25 protein-coding genes and 2 pseudogenes are annotated in these 25,333 nt (G+C 37.7%); 22 read left to right on the top strand and 5 right to left on the bottom strand.

Annotated elements, in window-relative coordinates; translation table 11 throughout:
* Positions 1-15 precede the first annotated feature (15 nt).
* Entirely contained in the window at positions 16-840 is an 825-nt protein-coding gene (locus tag PT285_RS00120; protein ID WP_277146817.1) for a PTS sugar transporter subunit IIC, read from the top strand.
* Complete coding sequence (locus tag PT285_RS00125; RefSeq protein WP_374211481.1) at positions 834-1,661, top strand: PTS system mannose/fructose/sorbose family transporter subunit IID; 828 nt, start codon at positions 834-836, stop codon at positions 1,659-1,661. Before PT285_RS00120 ends, PT285_RS00125 begins: the two co-directional genes overlap by 7 nt.
* 623 nt (positions 1,662-2,284) lie before the next feature.
* Here the strand turns inward: PT285_RS00125 and PT285_RS11365 are convergent.
* Both PT285_RS11365 and PT285_RS00135 read right to left on the bottom strand, forming a co-directional pair.
* Entirely contained in the window at positions 2,285-2,503 is a 219-nt protein-coding gene (locus PT285_RS11365) for a MerR family transcriptional regulator (RefSeq protein WP_308203007.1), read from the bottom strand.
* A gap of 213 nt (positions 2,504-2,716) precedes the next feature.
* A pseudogene (locus PT285_RS00135) lies at positions 2,717-3,313 on the bottom strand (transposase); the annotation flags it as partial.
* Between the two features lie 135 nt (positions 3,314-3,448).
* Here PT285_RS00135 and PT285_RS00140 point away from each other — a divergent pair.
* The 3 genes and pseudogenes from PT285_RS00140 to PT285_RS00150 all read left to right on the top strand — a co-directional run.
* Positions 3,449-4,127 (top strand): annotated as a pseudogene (locus tag PT285_RS00140) (transposase); the annotation flags it as partial.
* A 468-nt stretch (positions 4,128-4,595) separates the two neighbouring features.
* The gene (locus PT285_RS00145) at positions 4,596-5,051 is read left to right on the top strand and encodes a transposase family protein (protein WP_277146820.1); all 456 of its coding nucleotides are present in this window, start codon (positions 4,596-4,598) and stop codon (positions 5,049-5,051) included.
* Positions 5,052-5,053: 2 nt separating this feature from the next.
* Positions 5,054-5,434: a transposase family protein gene (locus PT285_RS00150; RefSeq protein WP_277150542.1), complete on the top strand. Its 381-nt coding sequence runs from the start codon at positions 5,054-5,056 to the stop codon at positions 5,432-5,434.
* Here the strand turns inward: PT285_RS00150 and PT285_RS00155 are convergent.
* A complete protein-coding gene (locus PT285_RS00155) occupies positions 5,431-5,877 on the bottom strand; it encodes a hypothetical protein (protein ID WP_277146822.1) in 447 nt (148 codons plus the stop codon). The genes PT285_RS00150 and PT285_RS00155 overlap by 4 nt on opposite strands.
* Before the next feature lie 63 nt (positions 5,878-5,940).
* Between PT285_RS00155 and PT285_RS00160 the strand changes: the two genes are divergently transcribed.
* Entirely contained in the window at positions 5,941-7,746 is a 1,806-nt protein-coding gene (locus PT285_RS00160) for an FAD-binding protein (RefSeq protein ID WP_277146824.1), read from the top strand.
* A 223-nt stretch (positions 7,747-7,969) separates the two neighbouring features.
* On the opposite strand, the gene PT285_RS00165 is transcribed toward PT285_RS00160, so the two are convergent.
* Complete coding sequence (locus PT285_RS00165; RefSeq protein WP_277146826.1) at positions 7,970-9,247, bottom strand: MFS transporter; 1,278 nt, start codon at positions 9,245-9,247, stop codon at positions 7,970-7,972.
* 115 nt (positions 9,248-9,362) lie between these two features.
* On the opposite strand from PT285_RS00165, the gene PT285_RS00170 reads away from it, so the two are divergent.
* Both PT285_RS00170 and PT285_RS00175 read left to right on the top strand, forming a co-directional pair.
* A complete protein-coding gene (locus PT285_RS00170) occupies positions 9,363-10,205 on the top strand; it encodes a helix-turn-helix domain-containing protein (protein WP_277146828.1) in 843 nt (280 codons plus the stop codon).
* 130 nt (positions 10,206-10,335) lie between these two features.
* Positions 10,336-11,127 carry a TraX family protein gene (locus tag PT285_RS00175; RefSeq protein WP_277146830.1) on the top strand — a complete coding sequence of 264 codons (792 nt, stop codon included), beginning with the start codon at positions 10,336-10,338 and terminating at the stop codon, positions 11,125-11,127.
* A 39-nt stretch (positions 11,128-11,166) separates the two neighbouring features.
* Here PT285_RS00175 and PT285_RS00180 read toward each other — a convergent pair whose 3' ends face one another.
* A complete protein-coding gene (locus PT285_RS00180; RefSeq protein WP_277146832.1) occupies positions 11,167-11,589 on the bottom strand; it encodes a MerR family transcriptional regulator in 423 nt (140 codons plus the stop codon).
* A 79-nt stretch (positions 11,590-11,668) separates the two neighbouring features.
* On the opposite strand from PT285_RS00180, the gene PT285_RS00185 reads away from it, so the two are divergent.
* The 14 genes from PT285_RS00185 (at position 11,669) to proC (ending at position 25,301) form a co-directional block, all read left to right on the top strand.
* Positions 11,669-12,397 carry a carboxymuconolactone decarboxylase family protein gene (locus PT285_RS00185; protein WP_277146834.1) on the top strand — a complete coding sequence of 243 codons (729 nt, stop codon included), beginning with the start codon at positions 11,669-11,671 and terminating at the stop codon, positions 12,395-12,397.
* Between the two features lie 24 nt (positions 12,398-12,421).
* On the top strand, positions 12,422-13,168 hold the full coding sequence (locus tag PT285_RS00190) for an SDR family oxidoreductase (RefSeq protein ID WP_277146836.1): 747 nt from the start codon (positions 12,422-12,424) through the stop codon (positions 13,166-13,168).
* A 219-nt stretch (positions 13,169-13,387) separates the two neighbouring features.
* Complete coding sequence (locus tag PT285_RS00195; RefSeq protein ID WP_277146838.1) at positions 13,388-14,242, top strand: EXLDI protein; 855 nt, start codon at positions 13,388-13,390, stop codon at positions 14,240-14,242.
* A 36-nt stretch (positions 14,243-14,278) separates the two neighbouring features.
* On the top strand, positions 14,279-15,100 hold the full coding sequence (locus PT285_RS00200) for a CPBP family intramembrane glutamic endopeptidase (protein ID WP_277146840.1): 822 nt from the start codon (positions 14,279-14,281) through the stop codon (positions 15,098-15,100).
* A 57-nt stretch (positions 15,101-15,157) separates the two neighbouring features.
* Entirely contained in the window at positions 15,158-15,934 is a 777-nt protein-coding gene (locus tag PT285_RS00205; RefSeq protein ID WP_277146842.1) for an alpha/beta fold hydrolase, read from the top strand.
* A gap of 103 nt (positions 15,935-16,037) precedes the next feature.
* Positions 16,038-16,901, top strand: a complete 864-nt coding sequence (locus tag PT285_RS00210) for an NAD(P)-dependent oxidoreductase (protein ID WP_277146844.1) — start codon at positions 16,038-16,040, stop codon at positions 16,899-16,901.
* A gap of 159 nt (positions 16,902-17,060) precedes the next feature.
* Positions 17,061-17,768: an AzlC family ABC transporter permease gene (locus PT285_RS00215; protein WP_277146846.1), complete on the top strand. Its 708-nt coding sequence runs from the start codon at positions 17,061-17,063 to the stop codon at positions 17,766-17,768.
* Positions 17,755-18,081 (top strand): AzlD domain-containing protein, encoded by a 327-nt coding sequence (locus tag PT285_RS00220; protein WP_277146848.1) that lies wholly within the window; start codon positions 17,755-17,757, stop codon positions 18,079-18,081. The genes PT285_RS00215 and PT285_RS00220 overlap by 14 nt, the downstream gene beginning before the upstream one ends.
* Before the next feature lie 43 nt (positions 18,082-18,124).
* Entirely contained in the window at positions 18,125-18,976 is an 852-nt protein-coding gene (locus PT285_RS00225) for an aldo/keto reductase (RefSeq protein WP_277146850.1), read from the top strand.
* A gap of 92 nt (positions 18,977-19,068) precedes the next feature.
* Complete coding sequence (locus tag PT285_RS00230; RefSeq protein ID WP_277146851.1) at positions 19,069-20,640, top strand: ABC transporter ATP-binding protein; 1,572 nt, start codon at positions 19,069-19,071, stop codon at positions 20,638-20,640.
* Positions 20,641-20,733: 93 nt separating this feature from the next.
* On the top strand, positions 20,734-22,419 hold the full coding sequence (locus PT285_RS00235) for a cation:proton antiporter family protein (protein WP_277146854.1): 1,686 nt from the start codon (positions 20,734-20,736) through the stop codon (positions 22,417-22,419).
* 449 nt (positions 22,420-22,868) lie between these two features.
* The gene (locus tag PT285_RS00240; RefSeq protein ID WP_277146856.1) at positions 22,869-23,573 is read left to right on the top strand and encodes a YjjG family noncanonical pyrimidine nucleotidase; all 705 of its coding nucleotides are present in this window, start codon (positions 22,869-22,871) and stop codon (positions 23,571-23,573) included.
* 77 nt (positions 23,574-23,650) lie between these two features.
* Positions 23,651-24,508, top strand: a complete 858-nt coding sequence (locus tag PT285_RS00245) for an aldo/keto reductase (RefSeq protein WP_277146858.1) — start codon at positions 23,651-23,653, stop codon at positions 24,506-24,508.
* 28 nt (positions 24,509-24,536) lie between these two features.
* Positions 24,537-25,301: a pyrroline-5-carboxylate reductase gene (gene proC, locus PT285_RS00250; protein WP_277146860.1), complete on the top strand. Its 765-nt coding sequence runs from the start codon at positions 24,537-24,539 to the stop codon at positions 25,299-25,301.
* Positions 25,302-25,333 lie beyond the last annotated feature (32 nt).

The following is a 25,333-nucleotide window of genomic DNA, read 5'->3' on the forward strand; positions in this document are numbered from 1 at the left end:
AAGGAGTGAAAATTTATGTCTATCGTTAAAATTGCATTGATAGCGGCAGTAGCTGAATTTATATGTTTTGGCGGTAACTGGGTAACTGGGCAAAGTATGTTAGATCAGCCTATTGTAATTGGACCGTTAGTAGGGCTTCTTTTAGGGGATTTGCACACAGGCATAATTTTGGGTACTTCGCTAGAGGCAGTGTTCCTTGGCGCAGCAAATGTTGGTGGTGCTGTAGCGTTGAATCCATCAATAGCTACAACACTTGCAGTGACATTTGCAATTGTTAGTGGCTCTAATTCTGAATCTGTTGCAATAGCAATAGCTGTGCCACTAGGTTTGTTGGGCGGAGTATTTGAAGTCGGAGTAAATGCATTATTTTCATTTTTTGTTCCAATTTGGAATAAAGCTGCAGCTGAGGGAAATGATAAAAAAATCGTTCGAGTTCATTATATAGCATGGTTTCTTAAATATCTTATTTTTTCAGTAGTTGTATTTGTAACAATAGTTGTAGGCATTAAGCCAGTTTCTATTTTTGTTAAAAGTTTACCCATATTTGTTGAAAAAGGGCTAAGTTTAACTGGTGGACTTTTACCTGCTGTTGGATTTGCTATGCTATTAAAAATGGTTTGGTCGAATAAACTATCTATATTTTTCCTCTTTGGCTTTGTAATGGCAGAATATATGAAGTTGCCATTGATTGCATTGGCAGTGATAGGTCTGGTCATTACATTGGCTATTGCTTATGTTGATATTGATATTTTAAAAGTAAAGCAATCAAAAGAAGTCATACATAAAGATATATCAATCGATCATTCTGATGTAGATGAAGAGGAGGACTTTTTATCATGACTGAAAAAGATATTTCAAAAACAGATTATAAATTATTAAAATCCTTGTTTTGGCGCTCCTTTACAGTTTTTGCTAACTTTAATTATGCAATCCATGGTGGTTGTGGGTTCTGTTATTCTCTACTACCTTTTATCAATCATTACTATAAAGATCAGCCCGAAAAGAAAAAAGAAGCACTAAAAAGAAATATTGTCTTTTATAATGCTACGCAAAATGTGGGAACCTTTATTATGAGCTTAGTTGCCTCAATGGAAAAACAGGCCAGTAGGAATTCAGATTTTGACGTTGAATCAATTAATGCAACCAAAGCTAGCTTAATGGGACCGTTCTCTGGGGTGGGAGATACTCTATTCTGGGGGATTTTAAGAGTTGTTTCTGCTGGTATTGCAATGGCTCTCGGTGCACAAGGAAATTTCTTGGCTCCTATCATTTTTTTAATTGTTTACAACATCCCTTCAATTTGGTGTAGATGGGAATTAACTAAATTAGGTTTCTCAGTTGGATCTAAATATGTAATGGAAATGTTTGAATCAGGAATGATGGGTGTCTTAACAAAAGCGGCCAGTACCTTGGGTCTAATCATGTTGGGTGGTATGACAAGTAACTTAGTAAAAATTAATACTAAACTAGTTTTTAATTTAGGTGGTGGTCAAGTTCTAAAATTACAAGAAATTTTAGACCAGATATTTAAAGGTATTTTGCCTTTAGTATTAACATTAGGCTGTTTTTATCTCTTGTCTAAGAAAAAGGTCAATTTTACTTTATTGATAGTATTAATTATTATTTTAAGTATATTGCTAGCTTTTTTAGGATTTGTTTAAAAATCCTGTTAATAAAATACCATATGGTGCCCGTCAACAAGATTTATTGTACAGCCCATAAAAATATTAAAAAACGTGTCTGGGGAAAAACTATGCTTTTGAAAATATTATTTAAGAGCAATTATTAAAGTCGAATATTATTGTTAGTATCTTTAAATTTTGTAACTTTTTGTAGTGTAATTCATACAAAAGATTGTATAAGAAAAGAAATGTTAGCTTTTTATTCTAACATTTCTTTTTGATTTAAGTTTTTTCCCAGATGCGTTTTTTTGTTGCGAATTACAATATTAATTAGCCATTTTTAAGCAGTTAGTACAGCTTTTTTGACTTGAATGTTCTTGATAAGTTGGAGTTTGCTGGCTAATACTAATTGTAAAATGCGTCTTTTCTTTTATATTAAGACTATTTTTTTAAGACTATTTTTTGTGGTTTAGTCGTTTTAAATAATTACTGAAACTCTCAGAATTTGCAATTTTACCGGTTGTCTTTCCTTCATACCAAGCAATTTTATCTGTCAAGATTTGGACATGATGTTGATCTTCGGCGATCCTCTTTAAAAACTTTTGCTGTGTGACTTTGAGCAATTGTAAACGTTGCGGAATGGTTGCATCGCCTTGTGCACGCTAAGCAACATATTTTTTAAGATCAGCGATACTCATACCGATATTTTTAAAATGAAGTAGAAATTGTAACCAATTTGCATCGTCCTCATCGTAATAACGTTGCTTGTTAATTGAGCGGTGTGGCTTGATCAAACCTTGTTCCTCGTAATAACGCAGGGTTGAAGGAGTCAAAGAAAATTTATTGCTGAATTCTTTAATACTATATTTTTTAGCTGACACTGCTTTATTACCTTTCTGTTTAATTTATTCTAACATGTGCTTGACTTAAAGTTAACTTTAAGGAATACAATCTTAATTAAATTTAGAAAGAAAGGTAGTGATTAAATGATAAATAGAAAATCATTATTAGTAACTGAAACTTGAAAGCAATAAAACTAGTCAGATTCCTTGTGGGCTCTGACTTTTTTAATGCCCACTTGTGTTTTATTTGGTTCACGCCAAATATTTTTGAATGAAGCCAGGTAATAGTTTAATAAATTTGCTTATTATTTGGTCTACCTCTTCTGTAATTTGCTCCTTGACTTCTTCCAATGCCGATAACAGGTAGACCAATGCTTTTTCGAAAGCTAAATCTGGCAACGCGTCATTCATTAAGTAGAACAAATCTCCAATTGTTCGCTCATCAACTGCTTGCCTTTCCTGCCAAGCTAGCAGCTCATAAGTTAAAGCAGTGATGGTAAAATAGCCACTTTGTCCGTCATAGTTTTGGATCTGTGATTTATCTAAAGCCAGATACTGCTTGGTTGCTTTAAAGAAAGTTTCTATCTGCCATCTACGGCCATAAAGCTGAATAATCTCTTTTGGCTACAACTGGTATCTTGTAGTAGCCAAAACCAAGTATTTTCTCTTGTTACCGCGCTTAGTAACGTATACTAATCTGAGCGGAAAGCTATGTCCTTGATATTCGGCTTCTACCACGCAGCTATAAAGGTAATCGTCTTTCAACTTTATCTTTGATGCTGTCAATCTTTCGTACAGACTTTTTACATCATAGAGCCGGCCACGATATCGATAATATACTTTTTTGCTTAACTGAAACTTGAAAGCTAGAAATTACGCAAAAAGGGCGTGATTTCTAGCTTTTTTAGTACAAAAATAAAAAAGCAAGACCTCCCTGCGTTATACTTTAAGTGTCAAAATCAAAGTTAAAGGAGATCTCACGCTATGAAAAGTATATCGCAAATCAATCAAGAAAAGGATACTTGTTCTTTAATTTCTGCTTTTGCTAAACTAATTGGTCTAGCTGATCTGAGCAAGAAAGTTAACTTTAAACGTCATTCCTTAGTTAGCCTGCTCATGGTGATTAATTGGATGATCCAATCACGCTTTGCCAGAAAGTCTCTGTATCGTTTCGATCAACCTGCAGAATTTACTTCTAAAACTGGCAGAAGGTCACATCAACTGGCAAAAACTGCTTTGCTTAGCTGCTGTCAATTTGATTACTGCGCTCAAACCCGCAATTGATAAGCGTAGAAGATTAGCCTTGATCGTTGATGATACTTTGATGTCACGTTCCTATTCTAAGAAAACGGAATTGCTTGCTAGAGTTTATGATCATAATGAGCATGAATATGTTAATGGTTACCGTGGCCTAACTGTTGGCTGGAGCGATGGCAATACTTTTTTGCCAGCAAATTTTGCTTTAATGTCAACTAAGAACAGACAAAACATGATTGGCAGTAAAGCCATTACTACTGATAAACGTTCCATTGCAGGCAGAAGAAGAAATCAAGCTCAAAGACAGATGAATGATGTTACAGTTGAATTAATCAAACAAGCTTTAAACGAAGGCATTCCAGCGGACTATGTGCTGTTTGATAGTTACTATTCACAGCCAAGCCTAAAAAGCCCTCCATCTTTAGACAGTTGGGGGCTTTCTTTTGACTAAATATGCTTATTTCTCGATTAAATGGCTTTAGGTCCTTAGCAGCCTGCTTTTGCAGTTTTGCTAGGTAGCCTTGGCTGGGGCGTAAGTTATCATAAGTCAAGCCCATAATCATGCGCTGCGTTTTATCTAAACTGACATTGGCTTCGTTCATTAAGGACAAAGCATAAGCTTTCAGAATAGGGCCGTATTGGTTAGCTTCTTTCAAATTATTAGGAATTGCTTCATGACTCTTCTTACCACAATCATCACAGATATAAGTAGGAAATTCATGCCGGCGTTTAATAATTACTATCTGAAAGTCTAATTCATCCTTAGTCTTAACCTTAGTTGTTTTTCTAATAGACTTCTTCGATAATTAGTAAATTTATTCTAGCTAATCTATCTTATTTTGTGATAAAATACTTTCATGGAGTGTGAAGCCTAATGTTGTCCTATCAAGAAGACTTTAAAAATTTATCCGCTAAGGATTTTAAACAGTTAGTTGGTGTCAAACCTGCTACTTTTTCCGTTATGTGTGACCTGGTTAAGGCAGATTATGACCGCAGTCATGCGCATTATGGCCGTAAAAGCAAGGTCTCAATTGAAGATAAAGTCCTAATCATGCTTAAATACTATCGTGAATATATCACAATGAAGTCTTTAGCTGTCAACTTTCACTTAGCAGAATCAACTGTTCATGACATTATTACTCATACTGAAGAAGTTTTAATTAAAAGCGGTAAATTCAACTTACCTGGTCGTAAACAACTGGTTGGCAGCGATATGGAGATTGATTATCTAATCGTTGATGGGACCAACTCCCCAATTCAAAGGCCTAAAAAAAGCAAAAAGAATACTACACCGGTAAACATAAAAAGCATGCACTCAAAACGCAAATAGTAATTGCTGCCAAGACAATGCAAATTATTGCTATTGCTTTTGCCAAAGGAGCAGTTCATGATTTCAAGTTATATCAAACTTCATTAGGTAAGAGAGTAACAGGCAACCACTGTATAATTGCCGACAGTGGATATCAAGGAATTAAGAAATTACACTTTAACAGCACAACCCCGATTAAGAAATCAAAGAAACGGCCATTATCCAAGACAGATAAAGAGTTCAACCATGAATTATCAAAAGTCAGGATTAAAGTAGAACAAATTAATGCTAAGTTCAAGACGTTTAAAATAATGGCAGAAAAATATCGCAATCGGCGAAGAAGGTTTAAATTAAGAGCAAGCTTAATTTGTGGGCTTTGTAATTATGAATTACCACAATTCTAAAACAATTTTCGAAGAAGTCTAATGTGTTTACCATGACAATTAGGACAAGTTGTCAATTCATGGGTAACATGTTCAGTTACTTCAGCGGCAGTAAAAGGGGCTAAACTGGATTTGGTATGTCCCTTTTGGCCACCTTTAGTTTTATTAGACTTGACCCGAGAGTTAGGGATCCGCTTTTTCTGATTAATCTTGGTCTGACTAGTTGGCAGGCCACTGTTGTTGCCATCAGTTTTAGCTAAAGTTTGATAATGATCATTATCTTTAACTAAACTAGCCAATTGAGCTTTAAGATGTGCAACTTCTTTAGTTAAGCGTTGAATTTTAGTAGTAGATGCTTTATTCTGCCGCACAAGTTCGGCTTTTTCCTGTAGCAGTCGGTCAATTCTAAGTTCGTCAGCCTGAAAGTCGGCGAATAATTTAGCTTGATAATTTGTAGAGCGCATCGCAACTCCTCCTCAAAACAGCAACTATTATAACGGAAAAGAAGAAAAAAGCCCACCCATAAAATGAGTGAACTAAATTTAGCTGTGAATATTAACGCTGGCGCAACTGCTGCCAGATTTGCCGCTGATAAGGGAGCCAAAGTATTGTTGGTTGATAGTGCACCTGAAGGTCATGAAGGCGGCAACACCCGTTATTCGGGGCAAATGGTTGGTACTGGAACAGATTATGCTGCCTTGAAGAATTATCATGAGCACCTGGCTGCTCCGCTTAAGCCTGACAAAGGTCAGTTTGAAGCCTTAATTAAGGGCATGGCAAACATGGGTGATTACTTCAAACAATATTTGGATGTTGAACCCGTCAGCATGAAGGAATTGCTGAAGGGCACACCTTCAACTGCCTATGTGACCGAATATCCCGAATTGCCGGATGCTGATTCTTATGATGATTACTTGGTTCATTCTGATACCAGTGATGCGGCTCTATGGAAAATTTTACGGCAAAAGGTATTAGACCGCGCGGATAAAATCGACGTTTGGTATAACGCTCCAGCTAAACATTTATTGCAGGATGGTCAATCTAAAATCGTGATTGGTGCTCAGATTGAAAGAGATCACAAGTTACGTAATATTAAGGCAAATAATGGGGTAGTTTTAGCCGTTGGTGGTTTTGAAAACAATAAGGAAATGATCCAATGCTTCTTGCAGGCTTCGTACTTATCACCAATTGGTACTCTGTACAACAAGGGTGACGGCATTAAAATGTTAGAGGAAGTAAACGCGCAGTTATGGAATATGCGGTCATACGAATCATTGGGCCAATTCCACGGCTTGTCGCCACGTCAAAGTGAAGGCAAGCGGTCAACCAATGCTTTGAACGTCTTTTGGAAAGAGAGCTCTCGCGGCAGTGTCATTGTTGTTGGTGAAGATGGCACTCGATACTTTAATGAAGACGAAATGAATCGTCACGGTCACATTTACAATCATGGTGATTGGGCTGTACCACTAAATCAAAATCATCCGTACATGATTTTTGACCAAGCTAAGTATGATGAATTGAAGAATGAGCCAGACGATGGTTTGAAGGTACCAGGTTATCTGGAGCAAGCAATTAAGGCCGATTCAATTACCGAATTAGCTGATAAAATCGCTAAAGATTCAGCAGTATTGACCAATACGATTGCTGAATTTAACTTTATGGCTCAGCAAGGTAAGGACTATGCTTTTCATCGTGATCCAGCAACCTTGCGGAAATTCAGTGCAGATGGCCCAAACTATGCAGTTGCTTTGCGGCAAAATATGCTGAACACGCAGGGCGGCGGCCGACGTGATGAGCATTGTCAAGTGCTGGATCCAGATGGTCAACCAATTCCGCATCTGTACGAAGCAGGTGAATTGGGCAGCCCGTTTGTCAACAAGTATACGACTGGTGGCAATGTAGCTGACTGTTTGATTTCTGGTAAACTTGCTGGTGAAAGTGCGGCTGTAGTTAAAAATGACGCTCCAGCTGCAGGTACAGATTTTAGTCATGCTGGTGTTAACCCTAACTTTAACTCTGCTAGTGATGAGGATAGAAGTCAATATGCCACAGACGCTAACCAGTATTTAGGTTATAGTAATTCCGGCATGGGTGACGGTGTAGTTGTCCGCACGACCTTGAATACTGCAGGTAAGATTCAGAACGTAGAAATTTTGAAGCAGACTGAAAGTGATGATTATGGACTGAAGGCCGTGCAGGAATTACCGCAGAAGATGGTTAAGCAGAATACTTATGATGTTGATGCTGTTTCCGGTGCGTCACAGACGAGCAAGGCCATCAAGGATGCTGTTAAAGATTCATTAGACAAAGCTCATGGTAAATATCAAGCTTAATTGTTGTTAATCTTAAAATAAGAACTACAGTAAATAGAGTGCTTCATAGTTGTTAGCTGTACAGCTAACAATTAGGAGCATTTTTATTATGACTAAATATATGGTGTAACAGCTATTAGGTTTAGGATTTAAAATAAATTTGAAGCAGATAAAAACCGCCTTGTTTTTTTAAGACATAGCGGTTTTGCTTAAAATCATTAATAATTATTTCCCGGGAAATAAATTATTCTGCAGGTTGAACTTGTTTATCTTGTGCAGTTTTGACAGTAGCTTGTTTGGTTTTTATCATGACGTACAGAGTAATAGCAAAAACAATGATACTGAGGATAATCAGGCCGTATAAAGCATAGTTAAGTCCAGCGGTACCAGCAATACTTGAAAAGATTGCATTTGTTAACGGGCCAGCAATGGCAAGAATAGTACTTAGTGCTCCCATGGTAGAAGCTAAAATTTTCCGATCAACTGATTGTACTCCCCACTGAAATAGTTTGGGTCCAGCAGTACCAGCAAAGAAGCCGAGAATTGCGCCGAAGATTAAACAAGCAATAGTGTTTTTACCCAGCATTGCTCCCAGCATAAGTACACTGGCAAGCGTGTCAAGCAAGACAATGACAAATAAGGAAGTGCTTTTTAGTAGTTTGGTGCCGACTGCACTTCCAAGAGCTGTGCCGATGGAAACGACAGCGCCAAAGATAGCGATGGTAAAACTATAAGTGCCGATTAACATATTCTTATTGGCCGCAAAAGATATGGAAATTAGTGGCTCTAGTGCATATAAAATACCGTTCAGTAATGCAACCACTAGCGTAACTGTTAGCAAGCCATGAGCTTGTCTGGCCTGTTTAAATGAAGATTTAAAGGTGGCAAAAAAGCCTTGGTCATTAACGGTTTGTAATTCTTTATTAATCGCCGCTTTTTTAATATTTTTAGCAATATTGGCAAAGATTAAACCTGCTATAAGGAAGGTTAACGCATTAACAATGGCTAAAGATGAATATGACATGAATAATAATAAGGCTGAACCAACGAATTGGGCACCCATTGTAATTAATTGTGAAATCCCATTGGTAAAACCTTCGGCTTCACCAACATCATTTTCACCTACTAAACCGACAATTAACGGTGACTGTAAGCCGCCAGAATACATGCCAGCAACATCCGAAATAAAATTAATACAGATTACCAGCAATACAAGGTTCCACCCTGCGATGTTGGTTACAAAAAGCACGCCAACGAGCATGTACATTACAAACCTGATGATTGCTAATAAAACGATGGTTTTGAATTTGTTTTTAGTACGGTCGGCAAAGTAACCACTCACGCTTTGTAACAGATCAGGAATTGCCTCGGTAATTGAAATTAGTGAAAGTGCCAAGGCATAATTTTTCAGTTTGCTGGCATAGGTCATTAATGCTAGATAAAATAAAATGTTTCCTGCACTGGATAGCCAGCTAGCAATTGTAAACTTGCGATAATTTTTATTCTTTAAAAAGATGTTCATGATTTTTCTCCTTTATTTGCTGATGTTTTTAGTATATTTTGGTTATAATAAAATTTAGAGAAAATGGCATATTTGACAATTAACTGCCATATTTGACAATTTGAGGAGAATAATAATGACGATTGGTGAATTGCTAAAGAATTATCGTATCGGGCAAAAGAAAACGCAGAAAGAATGGGCTGGTGATGTGATAAGTTCATCATTTTATGCCAAGGTTGAAAAAAATTTGAGTAGAATTTCTGCGGATGATCTAGTCAATCTGTTATATGCTAATAAAATTCCATTAATAGCATTTTTTGGCAAATTAAATCAGCAGGAGCAATCAATTCATAATCAAGAACAAGAAATAATTAGGTTGGCTAATGAAGCCTACTACCAAAATTCTCTAAAAGATTTGCAACAAATTCGTAATGTAATTAAGAAAAGTGATTTTCCAGATAAAGACGATAAATTGTTATTTGTTGATATATATATAGCGCTGGTAAGTGGGAATAAATTAGATACTGAAACAGTTAAAAAAGTAAAGGATAGAATTTTTAGTGTCCCTGACTTTAATGTTGATACTCTAACCCTATATTGTGATTTTATGGAGTTTTACGATTTAGACAGTAATTTAGTAATTTCTAAGCGAGTAATTAAGCAGTTTCTCGGTTCTAGTAGTAAAGAAGTTCAAGAATTACTTTTAACGATAATTACCAATATGATGATTTTATGTATTCAGAACAACAAGTTCGAAGAAGCAGACTTTTTTATTAATAGTGAACAGCAGATCAGGACCAATCCAGACTTGTTTTTTCGCAAAATGATTGCTCCAGCTTTCGCAGATATAATTAAGTATCATTATGACCATAATCAAAAACATCTTGATGAAGTAGAAACAATAGTTAAAGGTGTGCAAATAGCAGGAATGCCAAGTTATGCTAAAGATATAGAAGAATTGATGAACGCAAATAAATAAGCAAGTAAGGCAGCTTTATTATTTCTTAATTTTAGAAACTTATTTTTATGTTCTGCATAGCTTACCTGCTATACTTTAAAAAGCAATTTTACGTTTTGCTACATCAAAATTAATAAAAAAGGAGAACTTAATGCAGCTTACTAAAAAACTACGTGGTTTTTCAACTTTTGACTTAAAAATTATTGGAATTGTGCTAATGGTAGTTGACCATGTTCACCAAATGTTTCAGCCAATGGGTGCACCATCTTGGCTGGATTGGTTTGGCCGACCTGTTGCCACGATTTTCTTTTTCACAAGTGTAGTGGGCTTTAGCCACACGCATGATAAAAAGAAATATATGGAACGTTTATACATTTCCATGGTGCTGATGTCACTTTTGACTTGGATTCTGGAAAAAACGGTCCATTTTGAGCAAGTGGTTTTAATCAATAATATCTTCCGCGATTTGTTTGTCGGAACAATGTTTATGGCAGGAGTTGATCAGTTTGCTGCTGCCAAAAATGGTGATAAGGCCAAGCATATTTCTTGGGGAATTTTATGGTTTGCATTACCGTTTATTTTTTCAGCTATTTCCATGATTTTTGTTACTGTGCTGCCACTGCCACAAATTATTAAACAAATTACGGTTGGCATCCTGCCCGCGATTTTATTAGCCGAAAATAGTTTGATGGTATTACTGATACCGCTATTGTACGTGTTTAGAGATAATAAAAAAATTCAATGTTTACTGATTGCGCTAGTGGCAATGCTTTATGGCCTAAAGGGCTCAACTCAGTGGATGATGATTTTTGCGATTATTCCCATTTGGTTTTATAACGGTGAAAAGGGTCCAGGCATGAAATATTTCTTTTATATTTTTTACCCGGCGCATATTGCCCTTTTATATTGCTTAGCTGACTTTCTGTATAAGACGATGCATTAGAATTAATAAAATAGACTAAAATAGCGGACTTTATGTCCGCTATTTTTGATGCTTGATCCGTTTTAGATAATTGCTGAAACTCTCGGAATCAGCAATTTTTCCATTTTCTTTGCCTTCATACCAAGCAATTTTATCGTTTAAGATTTGTAAATGATATTGCTGGTCAGAAATTTGCTTTAAAAACTTTTGCTGTGTCTTTTTGAGCAGTTGCAAGCGTTGCGGAATGGTTGTATCGCCTTGGGCACGCCAAGCAACATATTTTTTCAGATCAGCAATACTCATTCCCGTATTTTTTAGATGCAGTAAAAATCTCATCCAGTTGGCATCATCTTCATCATAATAGCGCTGCCGGTTAGCCAAACGATGAGGTTTGATTAAGCCCTCCTCTTCATAATAGCGCAGAGTTGATGGCGCTAAATTAAATTTCTCGCTGAATTGCTGAATACTGTATTTTTCTTTCATGATTTTATCCTTTTTGTCTTGACTTAAAGTTAACTTTAAGGAATAGACTACCATTAAATTGAGAAAGAAGGAATCTAAAATGGTAAAAAAACAAACAGCAGGTAGAAAAAACTTGGGCAATTTTGCTCCACAATTTGCTGCATTAAACGATGATGTCTTATTTGGGCAGGTCTGGGCAAAAGAAAATGAATTGTCAGCACATGACCGGTCTCTAATCACCATTGCTGCCTTGATGGCAATGGGTAATACCGAACAGATTGACGCGCACTTAAACATTGGTAAAACTAATGGTATCACCAAAGAAGAAATAGTTGCAGAAATTACTCACCTAGCATTTTATGTTGGCTGGCCTAAAGCGTGGTCAACCTTTAACCGTGCTAAAGAAATTTGGCAAGATAAAGATGAAGAAGTGGAGCAGCCGGGAATTTTTGCTACTGGAGCTAAAAACACAGCGTATGATCAATATTTTGTCGGTCAAAGCTACAATAATTCGTTGGTTAAACCAGAGAAAAACGGCAGCAGTGTTCCGGTTAATAATGTGACCTTTGAACCGGGATGCTATAACCATTGGCACATTCATCATGGTGGCAGCCAAGTTTTGCTGGCAATTGGCGGTCGGGGCTGGTATCAGGAGTGGGGAAAAGACCCGCAAGAGTTGACCCCAGGCTCAGTGGTTGTAGTTCACGATGGGATTAAACACTGGCATGGTGCCGCTAAAGACAGCTGGTTCAGTCACCTGGCTATTACAACAGGCAAAACAGAGTGGCTGGAGCCGGTGAATCCAGAGGAATATGAGCAGCTGCCATAAGCGAGCTGGAAGGAGAGATACAAGATGGCAATAAAAGATAAGGTAATTATTATTACGGGTGCATCATCTGGTATTGGTGCGGCAACTGCAAAATTATTAGCACAAAAAGGAGCTAAAGTGGTTTTGGCGGCCAGGCGCGAAGATAAGTTGCAGGTGCTGACAAAAGAAATCACCAGCAAGGGTGGACAAGCAAGCTATCAGGTAACAGATGTTACAAGTAAGACAGCTAATGAAGTGTTGGTTCAATCTGCATTGAAAAAATATGGACGTGTTGATACCATTTTTCTAAACGCAGGTTTAATGCCCAGCTCACGGTTGTCGACCTTGAAAACTGATGAATGGGATAAGATGGTTGATGTTAATTTCAAGGGTGTCTTAAACGGAATTGCTGCAATTTTGCCCATTTTTTTAAAACAAAATTCTGGACAAATTGTTGTTACATCATCTGTGGCCGGATTAAAGCCATACTTAAATTCCGGCGTTTACGGAGCGACAAAGCATGCAATTCGCGACTTAATGGAAGTGCTGCGCATGGAAGCGGCAACTGATGGCAATAACATTCGAACAACGACAATTTATCCTGCTGCCATTCAAACGGAATTGTTGGACACGGTTTCTGATAAACAGGCAGCTAAAGCCCTGCATAAAACCTATAATAATTACCAGATTAGTCCTGAAAGAATTGCTAATGCTGTGGCTTTTGCGATTGACCAGCCAGAAGATACCGACATTAGTGAACTTACAATTGGGCCAACGAAACAGCCTTGGTAGAAAAGTGAATTAATTTTGCTTATGTTTCATGTGGAACATGACTTTTTAAATTGAAAGTACGGCCTTAATTTATCACCGCAGATAAGTTAAGGCATTTTTTTGTTTAGACTGATTCAAGCTGAACTTGATGTTATTTTTAGCAATTCAAGTAAAACTTGATATTCTTTCTTTGCAAAATATCGTATATTAATAGTGATAATAGTTATTGAGGAAATAAGTATGAAACTGCATGAATTTGGTGAGAAGTTAATCGCCGCAAGAAAAGCCCTAAATATGACACAAACAGAGGTTGCTGATAAATTGTTTGTCAGTTGCCAAGCCGTCAGCAACTGGGAACGCGGATTATCGCTGCCGGATCTTGAAAAGCTACCGCAATTGTGTAAGATTTTAAAATTAAATGTTAATGACTTGTTAATCGACAGTGACAATGAGGATGTTAAGCGGCAAAACATTGCTCTTGAAGCAAAGCTGGATTTTGATGAGATTATCAATCTGGCACCGTTTTTAGAAACGGAAGATGTTGTTCGCTTAGCTGCTAATTCGCGTACTAAGCATGAGTTAAGTTCGGAGCAGCTGTATCAGTTGGGCCCGTTTATGAGTGGGGATGCATTTGACCATTTGGTCAATGAATACTTAGATGATGGTGGACATGTAGCGGCTTATTCAAGGCTGGCGCCATTTGTTCATCGTTCAACTTTGCGGAGGGTGATTAGGCTGGCTAACAATGATTACGAAAATTATCGGCTTGATGTTGGAATGGGTACAGAGCATCAATATAAATCTTTTGCTGGCAAAAAGCTATTCTCTGATACGCAGCTAAGTGCCGATCATACCTTAATTAGATATCGCAAGGTTTTTCTCACAGATAAGGGCGAGTGGTTATATTATGAGAAGCAGATTGAAAATTATAACTTGTGGGATGAAAGCCCTGATAATGCCCATGTTCCAGGTAGTGATTCTAACTTGGTTAGAAAGAATTTTAAAAGCTTATCTTCGATTGAAGAATTAATTCCATACATAGGTAAAAACAACACAGAAAACTTGAAAGCTGAAAAGAGTAAAGATGAAGTATAATAGTGATTAAATAAAAATCGGCTTAAAGGACGAATTATGAAAAATATTAAAACCAAATCGGGAAGCGCAAATAATATTTGGGTAGTAGTTGTTACGATCATAATTTATTTGGCTGCCCTAATGACCAGTAAACTGCTTTCTTTTTTTAGCAATAGCAATGTTTTTATTACGGAAACGGTGTTGTATCTTGTTTTGCTTGTTGTCATGTTAGTATTCAATAAAAAGGTTGTAAAATTGACTTTGTTTGTTGCAAATTGGCATTTTCCGTTTAGTGTTTGGTTGATTTGGCTGTTAGATATTTTGAAGACCTTGCTTATGCCGGGAATATTATTAGGAATTGCCTTGGGTTTAGGGGGAAGGTTTGGCTCCGGAATTGATAAGGGGAAAATAGTATTAGTGTTAGTAATGCTTCTCAGCATTGTGTTATTTGAGGAAATAACTGTGCACGGCATTCTATTACCTAGTTTGGTTAAAGTTTTGCAACAGCATAAGCATTGCCTTCTCGTAGCGCTTCTTATTAATGTGCTGGTTTTTGGCTTTGCCCATTTGTTTGACCCTATTCTTGTTCCCATGCTTATACCAAGTAAATCAATTGTGGTAGCAATATTTCATGCAATTGAAACTGCAGCCAGCGGCTTGATCTTGGGTGCAATTTATTTGCGGTCCAAAAATCTTGTTTTGCCGGTGCTGCTGCAATTCATCTTGTATCCGATAGAGTATTTTTTGCTCGGAACAACTCACAGTGCGGAGCTAAAAATTTTGCCGCTAATTTTATACGTTCTCTTATGTATTTGTGCTGCGGTATATTTAATTAGGAGAATTAAGCCGCAGGAATGGCTGAATTCTGCTGGTGCTTGATGCGTTATAATTATTTGCGTGAAGCCGAAACTAAAAATTTATTTTGAGGAAAGTTAAATGGAACAGAAATATCAAGAAACTACGATTGGTAAGATTGAATATACTATGCGGAAAGGGACTCCCTTGGTGGTCTTTCTTAATAGTTTTGGCAGTTTTGATACTGCTCAGAGTTTTAGCACGGTAATTAGGAAATTACCAGCTGATTATGGTGTTTTTGCACCAGATTATCTGAATACTGGTTTTAGCGGTAAGTCGCTTAAGCCGTATACTTTGACGGATGAAGCAATCGAAATTGCTAAAATAATAAACAGTTTTAATGCTGAGAGAGTCATTATTGTGGCACATAGCCTTGGCGGTGTTTATGCATTCCAAATGCGGAATAAAGTTAAAAATTTATCGGCTTTGGTAGAAATTGAGCCCACGACAAGGGAAATTATTTTGAATCCGCCACAAGAAAAGTCATATCTTGAAAAGAAAAATGCTGCTGTCAGTGAAGAGTTTATTCATAATAAAATAAATACATTATTTCCTGAGACAGAAGCCACGGAATTTTGGCAAACGACCGATGAAAACAGTGCTAAGTTTGATGAAGCTGCTAGCCAAAATGCAATGGCAGCCATGGAAAATGATGAATTTTGGCAGGGAAATGACAAATCTAATGCTGATCTTCCTGTGATTATTTTTACGGAAACCTATCGGAAGGACGAATATAGGCGCTCGGAATATTTTAATGACAATCCTCAATCTAAAATTATTCCGCTGGGTTCCTTTCATTATCTGCATTGGGAATACCCTAAGGAAGTTGCTAATGCGATTATTGATTTGTCTAAATAATTAGTTGTTTATTTTGATGTGAGAACGCAAAAAGCGCTTATAAATATGCTAATATTGGTTGTGAATAATATATATTTAATTAATTTGAGACGGAGGAGCTATTATGAAGATTGGTTTCATTGGTACCGGCGTTATGGGCAATGCCGTATGTTTAAATTTGTTAAAGGCTGATCACCAATTGTGGGTTTATAACCGCACTAAGGCCAAAACCGATAACTTGGTTGCTAAAGGTGCCGTTTGGTGTGCCAATCCCAAGGAAGTGGTTGGACATGCTGACTTGATTTTTACCATGGTGGGTTTTCCCAGCGATGTCGAGCAGGTTTATTTTAAAGAGAATGGTATTTTAACGACTGGTGTCAAAGGCAAATATCTGGTGGATCTGACGACGTCTAAACCGACTTTGGCACAAAAGATTTATGATGAAGGTCAAAAGTTAGGTGCGAAAGTTTTGGATGCGCCTGTTTCTGGTGGTGATTTGGGTGCCAAAAACGGCACACTGACAATTATGGTTGGTGGGGATGAAGCTACTTTTAATGAGTTAAAACCAGTCTTTGCGGATTTTGGCAAGTTAGCCCAGTATTTTGGTCCTGCTGGCAGCGGGCAGAATACCAAGATGGCCAACCAAATTATGATTGCTGGTACCATGACAGGGATGACCGAGATGCTTGTTTATGCGCAAAAAGCGGATTTGAATCTAGAGGCAGTTTTAAAAACAGTTGGCGGCGGCAGTGCGGCTAACTGGAGCTTAAGCAATTACGGCCCGCGGATTTTAAAGGGTGACTATACCCCAGGCTTTTTTAGTAAGCACTTTTTGAAGGATTTGCGAATTGCTCTTGATACGGCTAAAGAGATGAAGGTTGAACTGCCGGCAACCACGGAAGCGAAGAAGCTGTATGAAATTTTGGTTGATGAGAAGAAACTGGGCGATTTGGGTACACAGGGCTTGATTAAACTGTGGTGGAACTAAATTAATTGTCAATTTCATCGGTATCCGTTAAAGGGTGCCGATTTTTGTTTGACAAAAAAGCACTACAAACTTATTATTGTTAATAATATTATTAAATATTTATTGATAATTTTAATTATTATTTATGATTAATGTTTGCTTTAGGAAAGGAACACATTCATGGGAAATGAACTAACGAGAAAAGCGGCTTTTGTTGAAGCCTTGCCGACAGTTTTTGGTTATATCGGGATTGGTGCAGCTTTCGGCATTGTGGGTCATTCCGCTGGTTTATCAATTTGGCAGATTTTACTAATCTCAATGCTGGTTTATGCTGGTTCCGCCCAGTTTGTTATGGTTACCATGTTGTTAGCACATAGTTCACTTCTAGCAATTGTGTTTTCAGTTTTTTTGGTGAATGCGCGAATGATCTTGATGAGTACCTCGCTGACACCATATTTAAAAAAAGAATCCTTACCTAAGAATATTTGGCTGGGCACGCTTTTAACGGATGAAAGTTATGCTTTGGCAATGAATAAGTTAAATTATACAAATAGGACTTTGAATTTCACTTGGTTTAATACGGTTAATCTGGTTTCCTATCTAACTTGGATTGGCAGCAGTGCACTGGGAGCTGGCTTAGGTTCGCTGATTGCCGATCCTGCTAAGTTTGGCATTAATTTTGCGATTACGGCAATGTTTATCGGCCTGCTTTACCTGCAGATAATTTCTGATAAAAGTATCAGGCTGAAACTGCAGTTGTTAATCGTGGTGTTTGCCTTAGTTTGTACATATTTTGGTTTGATATTTATACCGGCTAACCTTTTGGTATTGGTAGTAACAGTTTTAGCGTGTGGTTTGGGGGTGCTTTTACAACATGCCGACAAGTAATTTTATTTTATTAACGACACTCGTTACCGGCCTCGTTACCTGGCTTTCTAGAGTTTCACCGTTTATTTTGTTGAAGAAAATGTCTTTACCGCATGTAGTGATCGAATTTTTAAGTTTCGTTCCCATCGCAATTATGTCTGTTTTGTGGTTTGAGCAGATTTTTGTTCCCCATCTGGGGCACTTACCGGGGATTAATTACCTTAATCTGCTGTCGTCGTTGCCGACAGTTTTGGCTGCTGTTCTTTCCAAAAACTTGCTGGTAATTGTTGTAGTTGGTGTAGTGTCTGCCGCAATTTTCAATTTAGTATTATAATGTGTATTGATATGTATTATTTAGAATGAAGATGGAGGATCAGATGAAACAAGTAAGAATTAATGGCCGCGAGGTGCCAGCAATTGGGATTGGTACATGGCATATGGGCAGTGATGCGGCAAAAAAGCAGCCAGAAACTGCAGCAATTCAAGCCGGGATTGAGGCCGGAGCTAAATTAATTGATACCGCTGAGATTTACGGTAATGGCGCTTCAGAAATTTTAGTCGGTAATGCCATTAAACCTTACAAGCGTGAAGATTTATTTTTGGTATCAAAAGTTGCGGCGGCTAATGCCACTAAAAAAGAGATGGAAAAACATCTGGATGCAAGTCTTGAGCGGCTGCAGACAGATTATCTGGATATGTATCTTTACCACTGGCGCGGAGCGGTTCCGCTAGAAGAGACAATTGCCGAGCTGGACCGGTTGCGTGAAGGCGGAAAAATTAAATCCTGGGGTGTCTCCAATTTTGATGTGGCCGATTTAGAAGAAGTTGAAGCATTCCCGGCAGGTCATAATGTGGCAGCCAATGAGGATCTGTATAACTTGAATGCGCGTGGCTTAGACTTTGATTTAATTCCGTGGCAGAAAGAGCATGATGTGCCGCTGCTGGCTTACAGCCCGGTTGGTGGCCTGCACAACAATTTACATGCTGACATGTTGGAAAATCCGGTAATTAAGCAGCTTGCTGCAAAATATGCTGTGTCAGTTTATCAAGTTTTGTTAGCCTGGACGATTCGTGATGGTATTACGATTGCAATTCCGCAGACTTCTAATGCTGAACACATGCGGGACAATATTGCAGCTGGCAATTTGGAATTGACGACTGAAGATTTGGCACTTATTGACAGGGAATATCCGCGGCCAACGCATAAAATTCCGCTAGATTTGGATTAAACTAAAAAACAGGCTGCTGCCTGTTTTTTAATATCAAGATGGTGTAAATAATGTAAATAAGCTTTTCAAGAAAAAAACAATGGGGTGAAATTATGACTAAAACGTATTTATCGAACATTATCAAAAAAATTGGCTCACTTAAGATCCTGCTCTTTGTCCTGCTTTTATTCGTCGGGTACTTAGTCTATTTCACGCAGCCATATTTAATTACCCAATTATTTGCAGCAAATAATGCACAAGGAATAAAACTTTGGTTGTTGCTGGGGCTGGCGGTTTCGCTGATGATTCTACCGCTGATTACTTTGCTTAATAACAACTTTGTTCAAGCTGTCCGCAAATATTCTAAGGAAGAATTGTGGCAAAACGTTACTAACAAACCTTTTTACTATTTTACCGAGCATCCGGTTGGAAAAGTACAGAGCTATATTAAGGATGTTTCTTTTGCTTGCCGGCAGTTGGAACAAAATAGTTTACAGGTTATTGTTCAAATGAGTGCTATGCTGCTGCTGTACACAATCTTTTTGAGCATGAATAACTTGCTGCTGGGGCTGCTCTACCTATTTTTGTTTGTTGGTTACATGTTGATTTCGGTTAAAATGGCAAGACGCAACCGCAATAATGTCGCCAAGTCGTTAAAAAGCACAGCTTCGGTTAGTGAATACATGATTGACTACTACCAGAACATTGAAACCGTCATGTCGTTTCATTCTGAAAAATATGAGAACAAGCAGATGGATCAAATTTTGACCAGTGAACAAGAAACATACCAGCAGGTTCAGCATATTACAGATAAAACGGCGCTATTGCAGCAATTTTTAATTGTAATTGTCGCAAGTTTGATTGCACTCTTAGGCCAGCAATTTTTTGGTAGCAATTCAGGTAAAACCTTGGCAACTTTATTGATCTTGCTATATTCCGTATTAAATTTGTCAGGTTTTGGAACACAATATTTGGCAATTGAGGAGATGCTGAACCGAATTCGTTCGGGTTTAACGGAATTGGAATACGATCAGGCGAATGCGCAAGCAACAACTCATTATCAATTTGTGCTTGCTGCTAGAGGAATTGTCATTGAAAACCTGGCATATTCTTATCGCTCAGGCCAGCAGATTTTTGCCAACCTTAACCTTAGTTTCCCCAAAAAGCAAATGACCGCGCTAGTTGGTCCTAACGGTTCTGGTAAAAGTACTTTGCTGAAATTAATCAGCGGCTTTTATGCACCGGCTGGCGGCAGTATTATTTTTCCTTTTGAAAGTCGCCCCAGTATCATGTATACACCGCAAAGTGTGCCGTTATTTAATCGCTCGGTTATGGCTAATATTTGTTATCCCGATCAAGAAGTTGCCGCTGCGCAAGTTTTTTCTTTAGTAAAAGAAATTGGCTTGGATTCGTTAATTCATTCAGTTAGTGATTTGACTGAGAGAACACCGGGAGATTTTAAAAGTAAAATTTCTGGCGGTGAAAAGCAAAAAATTCTTTTTCTACGAGCAATTGTAACTGAACCGCAAATATTGCTTTTAGATGAGGTAACCAGTGCTTTAGATGAAAAGTCGATTTCTCGTGTTTACATCATGCTGAAGAAATATTTACCGCAAACAACGATTATCAGCATTGTTCACAGAACGGAAGAATTGGCTCATTATCAAAATGTCGTTTCGCTATAAAAGCAAGTTTTGTATATAAAAAATGTTTTGTCAGTGCATATTTTTGGTAAAATAGACAAGTTAAATAAATTCTAAAACTAAGGAAGTAATTAAATGGATTTATCACTTGTTATTGTTGCCGTCGCTGCCTTTTTGACGCCAACATTGCTGGCTCGGTTGAAAGTGTCGCTAATCCCATCAACCGTTGCAGAAATTATTGTGGGCGTAATTTTGGGAAAAAGTTGTTTTAATATTATTCATATTAACTCAGTTTTGAACACTTTAAGTACGTTAGGAACAATTATGTTATTGTTTTTGAGTGGAATGGAAATCGATTTTTCACTATTTAAGAAGAATAAGCCGACGACGGCTTTAGCTGCTAAAAAGGCGGAAAAAATGACAAAACAATCGCCGCTGAAAATTGCAATTATTGCTTATTCATTAACAATTGCTACTTCTGTTGTTCTGGGTATTCTTTTTAAGATCTGCAGTTTGTTTTCAGATATTTTCTTATCAGTAATTTTGTTTGCAACGGTTTCGCTCGTCTTTTTGGCTGCAGCATTTTTGCTGGCCCGTTTCCGTAACTTTTTTAATGTATTTGGTAAGTTAACCAAGTCAACAACTCAGCTGGACATGCGGTTTGCATTTTTGGTAATCGTAATTTTGGTTGTGTTAGCAATGTCGGTGGGGGCTGAAAATATTCTCGGTGCCTTTCTTGCCGGAATTGTGATCAAATTATTGGAACCTGAAGAAGTGACTCAGGAAAAGCTGAACGCGATTGGCTATGGCTTTTTAATTCCCTTTTTCTTCATTTTAACGGGGGTTAAGCTTGATTTAGGTGCATTGCTTGGTTCGCGGGCAACGTTAATGCTGATCCCGCTTTTATTACTTGCTTTTTTATTAGCAAAATTACCGGCATATTTTAGCTTTAAAAAATTATTTTCAAAGCGGAATTCTTTGGCCGGGACTTTTCTGGTTGAAACGACCATGACGCTAGTTATTTCTGGTGTTGCGGTTGCCCAAAATATCCATGCCTTGAGCAGCCAGCAGGGCGGGGCTCTGACTTTGGCAGCGGTTTTGACCTGTTTATTTGGGCCGATGCTGTTTAAGCAGTTATACCAACCGCAGGATGAGCAGGTCCCGAAAACGATTGTTCACATTATCGGGACAACGGTGGCATCGGTTGAAACTTATCATCAATTGCCACGAGATTGGTATGATACGAAGCTCTACACCCGGCATGAACAAAATTATCGTACTTACAAAAATTCTGCTCCTGTAACCTTTTTGGAGACAATGGAACCGCTAAAACTAATTGAATGGGGTATTTTTGACACAGATATTTTAGTAATTACTGATTTACGTTCGAAGATAAACTACAGTTTAGCAATTGCTGCGAAAAAATATGGTGTTGAACGTGTTTTGGTCAGAATGGATAACCCAGACCCTGATGAGGTCGGGGTAATGGAAGAGGAGCTGAAAAATTTAGGAATTGAATACTTCAATACCTTTGATACAAGTATTGGCGTTTTTCGGACCGCAATTGAGGCACCACAGGTTTTACGATTTATCACTTCTTCTAAGTCAAGTTTGTTTGAGGTGACGATGACCAATGACCGCTTTAACGGCAGCCTGCTGTCTGATTTGCCTGAGATAGATCAAGTAGTAATTAGTAAAATTGTGCGCGACGGCAAGTTTGTTGATCCGCATGATGATACGCGTTTGGCAACTAATGATCATTTAATTATGGCTGGTTCCCGAGAAGTTGTTTCTCGTTTACGATTATTATTAGATAACTAGTTTTTGATTTTTAATAAGAATAGAAGGGGCAACTATGAAAAGCTGCTCCTTTTTTTCTGAATTAATCTAGCCACCAATGAATGCAATTAACAGACAAATAATGATTGCCAAAACAAGAAGCGGTAATAGTAGGTGAATAAAAAAGACGAAGCCAATAACAACTAGGAATAGATAAACAAAAATCTTGATAAGTCCAAAGCCTAGTTTGATAAAAAGCCATAATAAGAAGAATACTAATAAGAACGTGAGAAAAAGCGTCAACATAAATAGTTCACCTCCATGATAGTAAATATTATAACTTAATTAAGGACAAGGCAGGTAAAAGTAGGGCGATTTTTGAAAAACTAAATAAAATTGGTTAATTTTGCCAAGCATAACTGCTATAATTTATTTCCATGTCAATGTACGAAAGAAAAATATTTCCTAGGAAATAATGGAGGGGTCATTTAATGCGTTATCGCCAAATAATTTTTGATGTTGATGATACTTTGATTGATTTTTATGCTACGGAAAGCTTTGCTTTGCGCGGCTTATTTGCAGCACACCAATGGAAGCTGACTACTGCTTTACAGCGCAAATATCATTCTTATAACCAGGGATTATGGCGAAGACTCGAACAGGGTGAAATTAATTATGAACAGTTGAGTGAGATGACATTTCATAATTTTATTAAAGATAATTTGGGGCTAGAGGTTGATGGCTTAAAAATGATGGATGAGTATCGCTCATATTTTGGTCAGGCACATAAATTGCTCCCGGGTGTAAAAGACACCCTGCAGTTTGCCAAGAAAAATAATTACCAATTAGCCGTTTTGAGCAATGGTGAAAAGCATATGCAAAGGCAACGTCTTGAATTGGCTGGAATTAAGGATTATTTTTCGCTAATTATTACTTCCGAGGAAGCTGGGCATTCAAAACCAGATTCACAGATTTTTGATTATTTTTTTAGTCAAACCGATATTGGTCCGTTTCAAACGATCTTTTTTGGCGATGGTTTAAAGTCAGATATTTTGGGGGCAACACGCTATGGCTTCGATAGTATTTGGTATAATCACCGTCACCGTGTAAATGATTTGCACTTACATCCGTTATTTGAGGTTGATAATTACTCGCAGCTTGTTGCAATTATGAAAAATAATTTTAATAAATTTTAATTTATAAACGCATAGCAGTAGAATGAAGTAGGGCCAATTATTTATAATAAAAGATAATTATATAAGGAGGAAATATAATGACACTGAATTCTTTAAATGATACTTACCGGCTTAACAATGGAGTTGATATCCCGGTTATTGGTTTTGGAACATGGCAGACACCTGATGGTGAAGTTGCGCGCGATTCGGTTTTAACGGCGATTAAAGCAGGTTACCGTTTGATTGACACTGCTGCTGCTTACGGTAATGAACAAAGTGTAGGGGAGGGGATTAAGAAAAGCGGTATTAACCGGCATGATTTATTTGTAACGACTAAGTTATGGAATACAGATCACGGATATCAAAACACCAAAAAGGCAATTGATACAAGCCTTAGTAACCTTGGTCTTGATTATCTTGACTTGTACTTAATCCATTGGCCTAGTCCGACTGCGACACGTGCTCATTGGGCAGAACTAAACGCTGAGAGCTGGCAGGCAATGGAAGAAGCTGTTAAAGCTGGTAAAATTCGGGCAATTGGTGTTTCCAATTTTAGAAAAAAACATCTTGATGAATTATTAAAAACGGCTGAAATTAAACCGGCAGTCAATCAAAACTACTTGAATCCAAGTGATATGCAAACCGCTTTAACTTCCTACAATGATAAGCTGAGCATTCTTAATGAGGCGTACAGTCCATTGGGAACTGGCGGTTTGCTGCAGGATCATACTGTAGAAAAAATAGCACAAGCATACGGTAAAAGCTCGGCGCAGCTTTTAATTCGCTGGTCTTTGCAACATGGTTTTCTGCCATTACCTAAGTCAGTTCATCCGGATTATATCAAGGCTAATGCTGAAGTTTTTGACTTTGAAATTTCGCCTGCAGATATGAAACTGCTTGATGGCTTGCATGGTGTAGGCAAACTAGCCAAGGATCCTGATGAGGCTAATTTCTAATTTTTATACTATAATGAGGAGAGCAAAAATGAAAATTGGTTTTATTGGGACGGGCAAAATTGGGACGTCCATAATTAAAGGTCTTTTACAGGCTCAAATTGCCAGTAAAGATATTTATGTATTGAATAGTGGCCATGAATCTGCAAAAATGACTGCACAAAAATATAATTTAACGTTTGTAAACAATTATGCTGATTTTAATGGTTGTGCCGTTGTAATTGTTGCTGTTGGTGGTCCCGCTACAACTAAAATCTTGCTAGCGTTAGGACAAAAGTATCAGGGAATCATGCTGTCAACTGGCGGCGGTGACCTTACGGAAATTAATCAAAAGACATCTGCGAGTGTGCATTTTGCACAAATTGTTCCGAATACACCGGTGCAAGTGGGTGAAGGAATTACCGCGATTAGTTTTATTCCAAATGAAAAACCGGAAGTAATTAAACAAGTTAAGACGATTTTTTCTAAAATGGGTGATGTTTACGTTGTTCCTGAGGAAATGCTCGGAATCTATGGAACGATAGCTGGCTGTACACCAGCTTATGTTGATTTAATGATTGAAGCACTCAGCGATGCAGCGGTTCAGAATGGTGTTAAGCGTGCGGAATCGTACCAGATAATTGAACAGATGCTATTAGGAACAGCTGAATTGGCATTAACTAATAAAAAGTTGCCTGAAGAATTAAAAGATGAGGTGACTACTCCTGGTGGATCAACAATCAGGGGTGTTACTAAGCTTGAAGAAGCGGGTTTTAGAAATGCTTTGATTCAAGCTGTTAATGCATCAGCTAATTAAGAGACAAAAAAAGAATGTTTCATATGAAACAT

It is taken from the genome of Lactobacillus sp. ESL0791, assembly GCF_029433255.1.
GTDB lineage: Bacteria > Bacillota > Bacilli > Lactobacillales > Lactobacillaceae > Lactobacillus.

What these genes read in the sequence shown, in the direction of transcription:
- PT285_RS00120 (WP_277146817.1), top strand. Translation starts at nt 16, where the DNA reads ATGTCTATCGTTAAAATTGCATTGATAGCGGCAGTAGCTGAATTTATA.
- PT285_RS00145 (WP_277146820.1), top strand. Translation starts at nt 4,596, where the DNA reads ATGTTGTCCTATCAAGAAGACTTTAAAAATTTATCCGCTAAGGATTTT.
- PT285_RS00155 (WP_277146822.1), bottom strand. Translation starts at nt 5,877, where the DNA reads ATGCGCTCTACAAATTATCAAGCTAAATTATTCGCCGACTTTCAGGCT.
- PT285_RS00160 (WP_277146824.1), top strand. Translation starts at nt 5,941, where the DNA reads ATGAGTGAACTAAATTTAGCTGTGAATATTAACGCTGGCGCAACTGCT.
- PT285_RS00165 (WP_277146826.1), bottom strand. Translation starts at nt 9,247, where the DNA reads ATGAACATCTTTTTAAAGAATAAAAATTATCGCAAGTTTACAATTGCT.
- PT285_RS00170 (WP_277146828.1), top strand. Translation starts at nt 9,363, where the DNA reads ATGACGATTGGTGAATTGCTAAAGAATTATCGTATCGGGCAAAAGAAA.
- PT285_RS00175 (WP_277146830.1), top strand. Translation starts at nt 10,336, where the DNA reads ATGCAGCTTACTAAAAAACTACGTGGTTTTTCAACTTTTGACTTAAAA.
- PT285_RS00180 (WP_277146832.1), bottom strand. Translation starts at nt 11,589, where the DNA reads ATGAAAGAAAAATACAGTATTCAGCAATTCAGCGAGAAATTTAATTTA.
- PT285_RS00185 (WP_277146834.1), top strand. Translation starts at nt 11,669, where the DNA reads ATGGTAAAAAAACAAACAGCAGGTAGAAAAAACTTGGGCAATTTTGCT.
- PT285_RS00190 (WP_277146836.1), top strand. Translation starts at nt 12,422, where the DNA reads ATGGCAATAAAAGATAAGGTAATTATTATTACGGGTGCATCATCTGGT.
- PT285_RS00195 (WP_277146838.1), top strand. Translation starts at nt 13,388, where the DNA reads ATGAAACTGCATGAATTTGGTGAGAAGTTAATCGCCGCAAGAAAAGCC.
- PT285_RS00200 (WP_277146840.1), top strand. Translation starts at nt 14,279, where the DNA reads ATGAAAAATATTAAAACCAAATCGGGAAGCGCAAATAATATTTGGGTA.
- PT285_RS00205 (WP_277146842.1), top strand. Translation starts at nt 15,158, where the DNA reads ATGGAACAGAAATATCAAGAAACTACGATTGGTAAGATTGAATATACT.
- PT285_RS00210 (WP_277146844.1), top strand. Translation starts at nt 16,038, where the DNA reads ATGAAGATTGGTTTCATTGGTACCGGCGTTATGGGCAATGCCGTATGT.
- PT285_RS00215 (WP_277146846.1), top strand. Translation starts at nt 17,061, where the DNA reads ATGGGAAATGAACTAACGAGAAAAGCGGCTTTTGTTGAAGCCTTGCCG.
- PT285_RS00220 (WP_277146848.1), top strand. Translation starts at nt 17,755, where the DNA reads ATGCCGACAAGTAATTTTATTTTATTAACGACACTCGTTACCGGCCTC.
- PT285_RS00225 (WP_277146850.1), top strand. Translation starts at nt 18,125, where the DNA reads ATGAAACAAGTAAGAATTAATGGCCGCGAGGTGCCAGCAATTGGGATT.
- PT285_RS00230 (WP_277146851.1), top strand. Translation starts at nt 19,069, where the DNA reads ATGACTAAAACGTATTTATCGAACATTATCAAAAAAATTGGCTCACTT.
- PT285_RS00235 (WP_277146854.1), top strand. Translation starts at nt 20,734, where the DNA reads ATGGATTTATCACTTGTTATTGTTGCCGTCGCTGCCTTTTTGACGCCA.
- PT285_RS00240 (WP_277146856.1), top strand. Translation starts at nt 22,869, where the DNA reads ATGCGTTATCGCCAAATAATTTTTGATGTTGATGATACTTTGATTGAT.
- PT285_RS00245 (WP_277146858.1), top strand. Translation starts at nt 23,651, where the DNA reads ATGACACTGAATTCTTTAAATGATACTTACCGGCTTAACAATGGAGTT.
- proC (WP_277146860.1), top strand. Translation starts at nt 24,537, where the DNA reads ATGAAAATTGGTTTTATTGGGACGGGCAAAATTGGGACGTCCATAATT.